The 11,895-nt window shown below is 34.5% G+C and carries 12 protein-coding genes; all 12 read left to right on the top strand.

Translation table 11 applies throughout. The features are described 5' to 3' along the window. The first annotated feature begins 269 nt into the window (after positions 1–269). Positions 270–1,034 carry a DeoR family transcriptional regulator gene (locus CBR30_07195; protein ID PMQ01141.1) on the top strand — a complete coding sequence of 255 codons (765 nt, stop codon included), beginning with the start codon at positions 270–272 and terminating at the stop codon, positions 1,032–1,034. A gap of 16 nt (positions 1,035–1,050) precedes the next feature. Continuing rightward, positions 1,051–1,851 (top strand): SgcQ protein, encoded by an 801-nt coding sequence (locus tag CBR30_07200; GenBank protein ID PMQ01142.1) that lies wholly within the window; start codon positions 1,051–1,053, stop codon positions 1,849–1,851. Next, complete coding sequence (locus CBR30_07205) at positions 1,848–3,320, top strand: carbohydrate kinase (protein ID PMQ01143.1); 1,473 nt, start codon at positions 1,848–1,850, stop codon at positions 3,318–3,320. The genes CBR30_07200 and CBR30_07205 overlap by 4 nt, the downstream gene beginning before the upstream one ends. Before the next feature lie 2 nt (positions 3,321–3,322). After that, positions 3,323–4,105: a 3-ketoacyl-ACP reductase gene (locus CBR30_07210; GenBank protein PMQ01144.1), complete on the top strand. Its 783-nt coding sequence runs from the start codon at positions 3,323–3,325 to the stop codon at positions 4,103–4,105. Between the two features lie 24 nt (positions 4,106–4,129). Then, positions 4,130–5,200 carry a spermidine/putrescine ABC transporter ATP-binding protein gene (locus tag CBR30_07215; protein PMQ01145.1) on the top strand — a complete coding sequence of 357 codons (1,071 nt, stop codon included), beginning with the start codon at positions 4,130–4,132 and terminating at the stop codon, positions 5,198–5,200. Positions 5,201–5,275: 75 nt separating this feature from the next. Then, positions 5,276–6,385: a hypothetical protein gene (locus CBR30_07220; protein PMQ01146.1), complete on the top strand. Its 1,110-nt coding sequence runs from the start codon at positions 5,276–5,278 to the stop codon at positions 6,383–6,385. 61 nt (positions 6,386–6,446) lie between these two features. After that, positions 6,447–7,277 carry a hypothetical protein gene (locus CBR30_07225; GenBank protein PMQ01147.1) on the top strand — a complete coding sequence of 277 codons (831 nt, stop codon included), beginning with the start codon at positions 6,447–6,449 and terminating at the stop codon, positions 7,275–7,277. 3 nt (positions 7,278–7,280) lie between these two features. Further along, the gene (locus CBR30_07230; protein PMQ01148.1) at positions 7,281–8,063 is read left to right on the top strand and encodes a hypothetical protein; all 783 of its coding nucleotides are present in this window, start codon (positions 7,281–7,283) and stop codon (positions 8,061–8,063) included. A 12-nt stretch (positions 8,064–8,075) separates the two neighbouring features. Then, positions 8,076–8,789 carry a hypothetical protein gene (locus CBR30_07235; protein PMQ01149.1) on the top strand — a complete coding sequence of 238 codons (714 nt, stop codon included), beginning with the start codon at positions 8,076–8,078 and terminating at the stop codon, positions 8,787–8,789. Then, positions 8,770–9,591, top strand: coding sequence for an ABC transporter permease (locus tag CBR30_07240; protein ID PMQ01150.1), 822 nt, complete (start codon positions 8,770–8,772; stop codon positions 9,589–9,591). Before CBR30_07235 ends, CBR30_07240 begins: the two co-directional genes overlap by 20 nt. A gap of 72 nt (positions 9,592–9,663) precedes the next feature. Further along, positions 9,664–10,953: an ABC transporter substrate-binding protein gene (locus CBR30_07245; GenBank protein PMQ01151.1), complete on the top strand. Its 1,290-nt coding sequence runs from the start codon at positions 9,664–9,666 to the stop codon at positions 10,951–10,953. Next, complete coding sequence (locus tag CBR30_07250; protein PMQ01152.1) at positions 10,950–11,876, top strand: sugar ABC transporter permease; 927 nt, start codon at positions 10,950–10,952, stop codon at positions 11,874–11,876. Before CBR30_07245 ends, CBR30_07250 begins: the two co-directional genes overlap by 4 nt. Positions 11,877–11,895 lie beyond the last annotated feature (19 nt).

The raw sequence follows: 11,895 nt of genomic DNA on the forward strand, positions 1-11,895 counted from the left end.
TTGTAGGCTCATAACTCCCTAATGCTTGCTTTATATTTCCAAATACCTTCCTCTTTTCCCCTTCTTTTTTTCTTCTCTATTTCTTTCATTAATATCTATCGTTCTCATCCTCATATTACATTATTTTAGCTTATTTCCTTTAGCAAAAAATTTTAAAGCAAATTCATTCCTAAATCAAAAAAAATTTTCTTGACAACAATCATTTTTTGTTTTAAAATGAGCGTAAAGCAATCAATTTTTGAACATAAATATGTTTGAAAGGTGAGCAAATGAATAAAAATGAGAGACTTTCAAAAATATTGGAGATCTTAAGAGCAGAAGGAAATGCATCTACGAAATATTTGGCAAATATCTTACAAGTTTCTGAAGCAACCATAAGAAGGGACCTATATAAACTCTCTTTAGAAGAAAATCTTCCTGTGAAAAGGGTTCATGGGGGAGTAATTTACTCCTTAGAAAAAATAGGATTAGAACCTATGTTTGACATCAAACTTTCCCAAAGGGTAGAGGAAAAAAAGAAATTAGCAAAGCTTGCCTCCAGTTTGGTAGAAGATGGAGATACAGTAATTTTAGACTCTGGAACTACCTGTTATTATCTTGCGAAAGAATTAGCCCAAATGAAGGGATTAAAGATTGTGACTGTAGATGTAAAGATAGCAGAAGAACTTGCAAGATATCCATCGATACAAACAATCTTAGTAGGAGGAGAAGTGAGACCTGGATATTTTAGTATTGGTGGGGAGATGGCTACAAAGTATTTATCTGAAATTCGAGCAGAAAAAGGGTTTTTAGCTACAGATGGTTGGGACATTGAAGGTACTTATAATGCGTCTATGTTTGAAGTAGGAGTAAAAAGGGCTATTATCAAAAGCTCTATAAAAACTTATCTTATTGCGGATCATACCAAGTATGGCAAGATTGCTTTTATTAAAATTGCTGATCTGAGTTCATTTGAAGGAATTATTGTAGATAGAGAATTACCTGAGGATGTAATGAAAATTCTTAAAGAGAAAAATATAAAAATAATTTTTTAAAGAAAGGAGATAAGTCATGGATATTGAAAAAATTTTTGGTAAGAAAAAGGTGATTATTGGAATGGCTCATTTCCCACCACTTCCTGGTTCTCCTCTTTATGATGACTCAAAAGGATTAAAACACATTATTGAATGGGTGAGGGAAGATGTAAGAAGCCTTCAAGAGGGTGGAATTGATGCCATTATGTTTTGTAACGAAAATAACAGACCTTATAAATTGGAATCAGACTATATAACTGTAGCTGTAATGGCAAGAGTAATAGGGGAAATTATAGATGAAATAGAAGTTCCCTTTGGTGTTGATGTTCTTTGGGACCCTATAGCTGCTATATCTCTTGCAAAGGCAGTAGGGGCTTCCTTTGTTAGAGAAATTATTACAGGAGTTTACGTCTCAGATATGGGACTTTGGAATACGAATGTAGGCGAAGTATATAGATATAGAAAATTAATTGATGCTAATAATATTGCCATCTTTTTCAATATTTCTGCAGAATTTGCATACAACTTAGATAGAAGACCCATAGAAGAAATAGCAGAAAGCGTAGTTTTTTCATCCTTAGCGGATGTAATTTTAATATCAGGTCCAAGAACAGGCTCTGCCCCATCTATTGAGATGCTTCAAAGGGTGAGAGAAAAAGTTAAGGATGTTCCAGTCTTTGTTAATACTGGGTTGAAACCAGAAAATGCCAAAGAACTTTTAAGTATTGCGGATGGAGCTATAGTTGGAACAAGCCTAAAAAAGGATGGAATTACATGGAACCCTATAGATAAAGAGAGAGTTAAAAGATTAATGGATATTGTTGAGGGGTTAAGATGAGGAACTTAGTTCTCGGTATAGATATTGGAACCACAGGAGTGAAGGCTATTTTGATTAATGAAGAGGGATCTATTGTATGGGAATCCTATAGACCATGTGACTTGATATCTATAAAACCAGGATTTGCAGAAGAGGATCCTATAAAGTGGTGGAACAATGTGGTTTCCATTTTGGAAGAGCTAAAAAGTACCAATTACAGGGATAAAGTAGGAGCAATAGGAGTTTCAGGTATGGTTCCCACCCTTATATTATTAGATAAAGAAGGGAATCCAATAAGATATTCTATTCAACAAAATGACGCCAGGGCTGTATCAGAGATTGAGTACTTCAAAAAAATTATTGATGAAGAAAAATATTTTGAGGTAACGGGGAATACCATAAATCAGCAGGTAATTTTTCCTAAATTTCTCTGGCTAAAAAAGAATGAACCTGAAAACGTTGCAAAAGCAAGATATATAATGGGCTCCTACGATTTTATATCCTATAAACTTACAGGCGTAATCCATACAGAATTAAATTGGGCTTTGGAAAGTGGTTTATGGGAAATAAAGGAAAGAAGATGGTATAAAGAGATTTTGGAAAAGGCAGAAATTCCAGAAGAGATGCTTCCTCCTGTGTATGAGCCTATCCAAATTATTGGAGAGACCAAAGATATTATTCCAGGAATACCTGTAATAGCAGGTTCTGCAGATCATATTGCTTCCGCTCTTGGAATGGGACTAAGAGAAGAAGGAGATCTTTTACTAAAAATTGGTGGAGCAGGAGATATTCTCTTTGTTATTGATAGATTAACCATAGATAAGAGGCTCTTTATTGATTATCACGATATCCCTTCCAAATTTGTACTTAATGGATGTATGGCTTCCAGTGGATCGATAGTAAAGTGGTTCAAGAATAATTTTGTTAAAGAGCTATCCTATGATGATCTTACAAGTCTTGCAGAAAATAGTAGTATTGGTTCCAATGGTTTAATTCTTCTTCCCTACTTCTTAGGAGAGAAAACACCAATCTTTGATCCCATTGCTCGAGGAGTAATTTTGGGGCTTGGACTTCACCATAATATAGGGGATATATTCAGAGCAATCTTAGAAGGGGTAGCCTATGGATTTTTGCATCACGTAGAAGTGATTAAGGAACTTAGCTTCTCCGTTAAGAGAGTATTTATATCAAACGGTGGAGCAAAGAATACTTTATGGCGACAAATTATAGTTGATGTCATAGGGAAAGATGCCATTTACATAGAAAACCATCCTGGCTCATCTTTGGGCGCTGCTTTTATAGCAGGAAAAGCTATAGGCTTATTTAAGGACTGGAAAGACATTGATCTATTCTTAAAAGAATCAAAGAAAGTGATCTATAATCCAGAGAATCACGAGAAATATAAGGAATTTTACAAGATATATAGAGATTTATATCCTATTCTAAAACCTTTTTATCAAAAACTTTATCAGATATCAGGAGGGAAATAAATATGAAAAGATTTCAAGATAAAAATATTTTTATTACAGGTTCAGCTCAAGGAATAGGAAAAGCAATCGCAACAGCCTTTGCTAAAGAAGGAGGAAATTTAGCCCTAACAGATATAAATCTTGAAAAATTAGAGGAGACAGCAAAAGAACTAAGAGAATTTGGCACTACTATAAGGACTTATCAACTCGACGTTACAAAGGAAGCTATGGTCAAGGAAGTAGTAGCACAGGCTATTAAAGATTTTGGTACCATTGATATCTTAGTAAATAATGCAGGAGTTTCCACTATGAATTGGTTTTGGAACTTAACGGAGGAAGAATGGGACTTTAATATGAATGTTAATGCAAAGGGAGTTTTTTTAGTCACAAAACACATAGTTCCCCATATGATGGATAGAAAAAATGGAAAAATTGTGAACATAGCATCTATGGCAGGAAAGATAGGAGCACCTCTTCTTGCTCACTATTCAGCATCAAAGTTTGCAGTAGTAGGATTTACCCAAGCTATAGCTAAAGAGTTAGCTCCATATGGGATTAATGTTAATGCAGTATGTCCAGGATTTGTTAAAACATCTATGCAGGATAGGGAAGTAGTTTGGGAGGCAAAACTAAGAGGTATTGACGATCCTGAAAAAGTTAGAGAGGAGTATATAAAACAGACCCCCCTTGGGAGACTTTGTTATCCAGAAGATGTAGCAAAGGTTGTTTTGTTCTTAGCTTCAGAAGATGCAAACTTTATGACAGGACAGGCTATAAATGTAACAGGTGGAGCCTGTATGCATTAATTCTAAATTAGAAGGTGGAGAAAAATGCAAAATGCAGTTGAGATTATTAATGTGACAAAGCGTTTTGGAGAGGTTACTGCAGTAAATAATGTATCCTTAGAGATTAAGGAGGGTGAGCTTGTTACTCTACTTGGTCCCAGTGGCTGTGGAAAAACTACTCTCTTAAGAATAATAGCAGGCTTTGAAAGGGCGGATAGCGGTATTATTAAAATCTTTGGAAAGATTGCTAATAATATTTCTCCTGAAAAGAGAGAGGTAGGAATGGTTTTTCAAAATTATGCTCTTTTCCCAAACATGAACGTGGAAAGGAATATTGCTTTCCCCATGAATATTGCCAAAAAACCAAAAGAAGAGATAGATAGAAAAGTAAAAGAGCTTTTAGATTTAGTTAAGCTTCCAGGATTTGAAAAAAGAAAAATTACAGAACTTTCAGGAGGGCAAAAACAAAGAATTGCCCTTGCAAGAGCATTAGCAAGAGAGCCTAAAGTTTTACTTTTGGATGAGCCTTTAGCAGCCTTAGATGCAAAGGTGAGATTAGAACTTAGGGTTGAAATAAAAAAGATACAGCAGAAAATTGGAACAACAATGGTCTATGTTACCCATGATCAGGAAGAAGCCCTTTCCATCTCTGATAGGATCGCAGTTATGAATCATGGAGTTATATATCAGGTGGGTACACCAACAGAAATTTATAATAATCCTTCCCATCCTTTTGTGGCACATTTTGTAGGTATCATGAACTTTCTTAATGGTAAAGTATCAGAAAATGGGGATGGAATAATATTAGGAGGAAAATTCTTTGCTTTCAAAGATGAAAAAATTAAGAATTTGAAAAATAAAGAGGTCCTTGTTGCTATAAGACCTGAAAGAGCCTATCTAAGTAATAGAGTTTCAAATTCTTTGGATATATTTATACCTGGAAAAATAACTGTGGTTAACTTTATAGGTTCCATCGTAAGAGTAGAGCTGGAACTCCCAGAAAATCAAGTATTCACTATAGACATGAGACCCGAAGAATTTTCAAGGGTAAATATATCTGAGGATCTTTATGTAGTTTTCTCTCCAAGCTCCACTATTATTTTTGAAAAAGAGTAAGGGGGGTGATATAGAAAAAAATGGAAATTTTCCGTTTAGAGCTTCAAAATAATAAAAAAGGAGGGAAAAGGAAAAATGAAAAAGCTAATATTAATTACCATTTTATTAGTTTCTCTCATTGTTTTTAGTTCCTCTGGTCAACAATGGACGTGGGATCAGATTTCAAAAGATCTACCTGAGGAGTTAAATACTCCTATCATTCGTGCTCTTTGGGAGAAAGCTATAAAAGAAGGAGGAGTAATTTTCTCCTATGGTATGCCCGATATATGGGCAAATTATGGAGGAATATTTGCAGAGTTTAAGAGATTATTTAAGATAGAGCACTCAGACATTGATATGGGAAGCTCCATAGTACTTGCAAGAATGACAGAAGAAAATGCAAGCAAGAATGATATTGCAGACTTGAAGCCATCTCTTGCTCAAGAATTGGCAAAAAGAGGATTAACTTCCAACTACAAGCCTCGTTTATGGTACCTAATCCCTTCAAATCAGAGGGGACAAGCAGATAATGGCAGTGTATGGCAAGCTGGATATAGAGGAACCTTAGGCTTCATTGTTAATACAACTATTGTAAAGAAAGTTCCAAGAAGATGGAAAGATCTACTGGACCCTCAATATAAAGGATTGTTAGAATATCTTGACCCAAGAGCTACAGGAACAGGAGTAAATACAGTAGAAGCAATATCATACGCAGTAAGTGGTGATCCATATAACTATCAAGCAGGAATAGACTTTTTGAAGAAACTACACGATATGGGAGTTGTACTTTCTGTGGAACCTAAGGTAGAAGTGGCAAAATTCCAAAGAGGAGAAACAGGAATATTAGTCAACTTTGACTATAACTTAATGAAATGGAAGAATGAGTTAGGGGTTCCATCAGAAATTGTAATTCCTGAAGATGGAACTGTTGCTTCTGGTGGAGGAATAATTATGGCAAAGAATGCTCCCCATCCAAATACAGCAAAGTTATTCATGGAATTTATCTTCTCAAAGTATGGGCAATCATTATTCTATGAAGGATATGTAACTCCAATTATACCTAATATTCCTGTACCTGAGAGATTAAAAGATAAATTACTACCTCCATCCGCTTACAAGAAAGTAGTATTTGTAAATTATACCAAAGATGCAGAAATAACTCCAAAACTTCAAGAATACTATAACAAAGTGATTGGAGGTAAATAATCAGAAGTTTGGGAGGGGAATTTTTCCCCTCCCTTATTTTTCTAAGGAGGCCTTTAGAATTATGTTAAAAAAATCATTATTAATATTTCTTCTCTCTCCAATAGTTATATTTATATTGCTTTTTATCATCTATCCATACATAAATATACTTGTAAATAGTTTTAAAACGCAGTGGACAAATGAATGGACTTTGAAAAACTGGAAAAATGTTTTTACCTATCCTCAGTATATTAATGCATTAAAAAATTCTATCCTTTTTGCAGGAAGTTCTACGCTAATTTCCGCCATATTTGGATCTTTAATAGGGTGGATCTCTCTTAGACTTTCTGATAAGAGTATAGATACCATAAGGTCCATTTTTTCAATTCCCATGACCCTTTCAGGACTTGTAGTTGCTTTCTCCTTTATGGTGCTTTTGGGTAGATCTGGAATATACAATACTCTTGTCTCTCTTTTAGGATTAGAATTTCTACATTTCAATCTCTATTCATGGGAGGGACTTTTGGTTGTCTACGCTTTTTATAACATTCCTCTTTTCTCTATAACAATGATAAGTATATTTAGAAATTTGGATATAAGTTTAGTAGAGGCTGCAAGAAATCTTGGTGCTAATAGAATACAAACATGGATTCATGTTATAATTCCCAATTTAGCTCCTGGATTTGTAGCTGCAACAGCATTAGTTTTTGCAAGTATGATGGGAGCCTTTGGAACTGCCCTTGCTCTAACAGGTCTTTCTAAGATTCTACTTTCTCTTCTTATCTGGTCTACCGCCTCGGAAAGTAATTTTAACATTCCTCAGGCAAATGCGTTAGCCATTCTTTTGGGCTTAACCATTTATATTACTCTCTATATCTTCATGAAAATTGAGAAAAAATTAAAAGGGGAATAAAATATGAAAAGTAGATTTCTGGACTATATAATAGTTTTATTAGCAATTTCCTATGTTTTAATCCCATTATCCATGCCAATTATTTATTCCTTTAGTGTTTTCTGGCAAGGGCTCTTTCCACAAGGGTTTACTTTAAAATGGTATTCTTTCTTGTATAATAACCCAAAGATTACGCCATCTTTAACCATCTCACTAATAGTTGCTATAAGTGCTGTTATCCTGAATATTATTGTTGTAGTTCCTGGTGTTTACGGAATTAACCATATCCCAAACCAAAGATTAAAATATTTGTTTAGACAGTTATTTTCTATTCTACCTTTGATATTTCCTCCATTAATTATAGGTTTGGGGCTTCTCCAAAGCTTCAATAAGCCTCCATTACAAATTTCAGGCACAATCTATATGGTTATAATTGCCCATTCTCTTTTAGGATTTCCCTTTATGTTTAGAAATGTTGATGCAGCCCTTAGAACTATAGATGAGGTTACACTTTCTGAAGCAGCAGCAAGTTTGGGTGCAAATTTTTGGCAAAGAATGAGACACGTAATAATACCTAATATAATGCCTGGAATCCTTTCGGGCTCTCTTCTTGTATTTGCCATATCTTTTGGAGAGTTCGAAGTAACAAGCATGGTAGCAGGTTTTAACACAAGAACTCTTCCTTTGGTTCTTTTCCAACAACTTAGAGATGATTTCAGAGTTGCAAGTGCCATGACCGCCTTTCTTGTGTATATCTCTCTTCTTGCCTTTACTTCCATAACTATCATAGGAAGAAAATTTAAGTAAGGAGTTTTAAAGATGCCGGATGTATATGCTCATATTATATGTGCAGATTTAGTAGCAAAGAATTTTAAATTAAAGTTGGATGACATGGAGAAAAAACTTTTATACTTTGGTTCCCAAGGACCAGACATAATAAGCTTTATATATCCAGATCTTTCGGAAAAAATGCACGGATATTATGAAGATTTCTTAAAAATTATGTTATCAAAATCAGAATTTCTACCTCTTTATATAGGATATCTATCCCATTTCAATCTTGATAAGATGTGCCATCCTATAATTGAATCCTATTCTGATTCTATGGAGGATCATCTTGCAATAGAAGCCTATTTGGATCAGGTCATAGTTAAACTATATTGGGATAAAGATATTAAAGATTTAGATCTTTCCCATTATATCCCATACGAAATACCATCTAATATAGCTTCCTTTATTTCACAAGTTATATATGATATCTATGCCTTCAGATTGCCTTTAGGATTCTGGGAGAATGCCCTGAGGAATTATCATGAGATATATAAAGAAGCCTCAAAAGGAAGAAGTAATCTAATTAAGTATTCTGAAAATCCGTTAAGCTCACTGGAGGAGATTTTAGGGAAAAAAGATACAAAGTGTATTTTATTATCCTTTAGAGATGCTGTGAAAAATACAGTGTACGCTCTAAATAGTACATTCAAATTAACTCTTTTTAAGGGAGTGAAAATTAAAGATGAAAAAATTGAGTTCTAAGAAAAAATGGAATGTATTTGCTCATTTAATTTTAATAGTTTTCTCCCTTGCTATTTTATTCCCAATTTTTTGGGTATTTAGAACATCCCTTGCTCCAGAGGTTGTAGCTTATCAGTCAAAACTTAACTTCTCCCCAACCTCGGACAATTACAAAGATCTTTTTAATCGCAACAAATTTGGTAGAAATATAGTTAATAGTTTAATAGTCTCTATAGTATCTACCATTTTAACAATAATTTTCTCTGCACCAGGAGCCTATGCCATAGTAAGGTATAGACCTGGAGGAAGTATAACACAATTTCTAATTTTAGGCACCGATCTGCTTCCACCCATAGTTATAGTTATCCCTCTTTTCACCCTATTTAGAAGCTTAAAATTAGTTAATACCCTTAGTGGTCTCATTTTATCATATTTTGCCTTTAATATTCCTTTCCTTTTATGGATGCTTATGGGATATTTTGAAGGAATTCCTAAGGATTTGGAAGAAGCAGCTCTCATAGATGGGGCAAATAGACTCCAAACCTTTATAAGGGTAATATTTCCTTTAGCAGCACCAGGAATTATGGCAGGAGCTGTTTTAGGTTTTATTATAAGTTGGAACGAATTCCTTTTTGCTTTAGTGTTATCAAGTGGAAAAACATCCACTATTCCTGTGGCTTTGGCAGCTCTCCAAACCTCTGCAGGTGTAAGGATTGGTAATGTCTCAGCAGGGGTAATTATTGCAATTTTACCCATGCTCCTAATTGGTCTTTCTATGCAGAAATATTTAGTCAGAGGGCTTACCTTTGGTGCCATAAAGTAAAATGAAGGGAGGTGGTAAATATATTAAGTAATTTTAAGAAAAATAAAATAATCAAAAAAGGAGGAAGAAAGTATGAAAAAGGGTCTTAAATATTTCCTTATCTCATTAGTTTTTTCCCTATTAATAATTGGATTTTCCTTCTCACAAGGTATCACTTTACACATGCTAATGGAAGATGTTCCCGAGACCCACATTATCCAACAACTTCTTCCAGATTTTGAAAAAAAGACAGGAATTAAAGTAGAGTTTGAGACTATTTTATACTCAGATATGCATCCAAAATTAGTACCACAACTTATGAGTCCTAACTGCCAGTATGATGTTCTTGAAGTTGATAATTACTGGGCAGGAGAGTTTCCAGCAGCAGGATGGTTGGAGCCTTTAGATGAGTATGTTAAGAGAAGCAATTTTGATCTTTCAGTATATATACCTTCCTCATTGGAAATGACTGGCTATTATAAGGGCAAACTTTATATGATTCCTATGTATAACTATGCTATGGCTTTAATCTATCGTACCGATATCCTAAATGATCCGAAGATAAAGGCAAAATATAAAGAGATTAAAAAGAAAGACTTAACTCTACCTAAGACATTAGATGAATATGTGGACCTTGCAAAGTTTTTGAAAAAGTATTTCGGAATTGATGGCTCCGCTATGCAAGCCCAAAGAGGAGATCCAATAGTAATGGAGTGGACCAATTATCTATATGCCTTGGGCGGAAGCTATTATGATAAGAATTGGAAAACCACAATCAATGATTATCTTGGAGTAAAAGCCACAAATTTATATATTGATTGTTTAAAGAATGCAGCTCCATTAGGTGCTCTTTCCTTTAATTTGGATGATGCCTTTAGGGTAATGTCGCAAGGTAAGGCATTCAGCTATATAACTTATTGGTGGATGCTTCCTCAGCTTCAAGATCCTGAAAAGTCGGTAGTAGCAGGAAAGGTTGCAATAGCCCCAGTTCCTGGGAAAGGTGGTTTAAATGGTGGTTGGGGATGGGCAATTCCTAAGAATCTACCTAAGGAAAGAAAAGAAGCAGCATGGAAGTTCATAGAATGGGTTGAATCTTTTGAAATAGCAAAGAAGAGGGCATTAATGGGAGGAGCTCCAACAAGATATGATGTCTTTAAAGATCCTGATGTTTTAAAGAAATATCCAGAATATAAAATAGTTATGAAGGTTATAGAAACTGCAAGACCAGTCCCTGAATTTCAATATTCTGCAGAAATGATTGAGATAGTAGGAAGAGAACTCTCCTTAGCAGCAACAGGTGAAAAGGATGTAAAGAAGGCTTTAGATGATGCTGCCAAAGAATTAGATCAATTGGCTGTAAAGGCAGGTTTGAGAAAGAAATGAGCGTGAAAATTTTTAAGAAAAAAGGGGGAGAGGGGAACCTCTCCCCCCTAAAAAGAGCAGAAAAGAGAGCAGGAATTTTCTTCCTTCTTCCTTCTCTATCCATATTGCTTCTTGTTATTATATTTCCATTAGCCTTTTCTCTTATTGTTAGTTTTTATAACTATACCTTTATAGAACCAGGATTCAATAAATTTGTGGGCTTTAAAAATTACTTAAAGATTTTTTCAGACCCATACTTTTGGAACTCTTTATGGGTTACTTTTAAATTCGTCTTTTTGGTTGTCTCCTTAGAGTTTTCTATTGGTTTCCTTATAGCATTAATGCTAAATAGAGATATTGCTTTTAAAGAAGTATACTATACTATTCTTACAATTCCTATGGTTATGTCTCCTGTTGCTGTAGCTCTTATTTGGAAAATGCTCCTACATCCTAACCTGGGAATAATAAACTTTCTTTTAGAAAAGATAGGTCTTTCTCCTATAGATTTCTTGGGAGAGAAAAATAATGCCTTTTGGTCTGTTCTTTTAGTAGATATATGGCAACAGGTATCCTTTATGATATTGATGCTTTTAGCAGGGCTTGTTTCTCTTCCTACTGATGTTTTTGAGGCTGCTGAGATTGATGGCACTTCTGAAATACAAAAGTTCTTCTATATCACCCTTCCCCTTATGAAACCAGTAATCTTTGCTGCTATAACCCTAAGAATCATTTTTGCCTTTAGAACTTTTGACTTAGTTTATATTCTTACCAGAGGGGGACCAGGGGTTGCAACAGATGTTCTAAGTTACTACGTATATAGACAGACCTTTATGGGACTTGATTTAAGCACGGCATCATCTGCATCCTATATACTATTAGGAATAGTAATGATCTTTATCGTGCTAATCTTTAAAACTATTTTTAGAAGAAGCTTTGAATATTAAAAAAGGGGATAGTCTAAAA

The sequence above is a fragment of the Dictyoglomus sp. NZ13-RE01 genome (genome assembly GCA_002878375.1).
GTDB lineage: Bacteria > Dictyoglomota > Dictyoglomia > Dictyoglomales > Dictyoglomaceae > NZ13-RE01.

What these genes read in the sequence shown, in the direction of transcription:
- CBR30_07195 (PMQ01141.1), top strand. Translation starts at nt 270, where the DNA reads ATGAATAAAAATGAGAGACTTTCAAAAATATTGGAGATCTTAAGAGCA.
- CBR30_07200 (PMQ01142.1), top strand. Translation starts at nt 1,051, where the DNA reads ATGGATATTGAAAAAATTTTTGGTAAGAAAAAGGTGATTATTGGAATG.
- CBR30_07205 (PMQ01143.1), top strand. Translation starts at nt 1,848, where the DNA reads ATGAGGAACTTAGTTCTCGGTATAGATATTGGAACCACAGGAGTGAAG.
- CBR30_07210 (PMQ01144.1), top strand. Translation starts at nt 3,323, where the DNA reads ATGAAAAGATTTCAAGATAAAAATATTTTTATTACAGGTTCAGCTCAA.
- CBR30_07215 (PMQ01145.1), top strand. Translation starts at nt 4,130, where the DNA reads ATGCAAAATGCAGTTGAGATTATTAATGTGACAAAGCGTTTTGGAGAG.
- CBR30_07220 (PMQ01146.1), top strand. Translation starts at nt 5,276, where the DNA reads ATGAAAAAGCTAATATTAATTACCATTTTATTAGTTTCTCTCATTGTT.
- CBR30_07225 (PMQ01147.1), top strand. Translation starts at nt 6,447, where the DNA reads ATGTTAAAAAAATCATTATTAATATTTCTTCTCTCTCCAATAGTTATA.
- CBR30_07230 (PMQ01148.1), top strand. Translation starts at nt 7,281, where the DNA reads ATGAAAAGTAGATTTCTGGACTATATAATAGTTTTATTAGCAATTTCC.
- CBR30_07235 (PMQ01149.1), top strand. Translation starts at nt 8,076, where the DNA reads ATGCCGGATGTATATGCTCATATTATATGTGCAGATTTAGTAGCAAAG.
- CBR30_07240 (PMQ01150.1), top strand. Translation starts at nt 8,770, where the DNA reads ATGAAAAAATTGAGTTCTAAGAAAAAATGGAATGTATTTGCTCATTTA.
- CBR30_07245 (PMQ01151.1), top strand. Translation starts at nt 9,664, where the DNA reads ATGAAAAAGGGTCTTAAATATTTCCTTATCTCATTAGTTTTTTCCCTA.
- CBR30_07250 (PMQ01152.1), top strand. Translation starts at nt 10,950, where the DNA reads ATGAGCGTGAAAATTTTTAAGAAAAAAGGGGGAGAGGGGAACCTCTCC.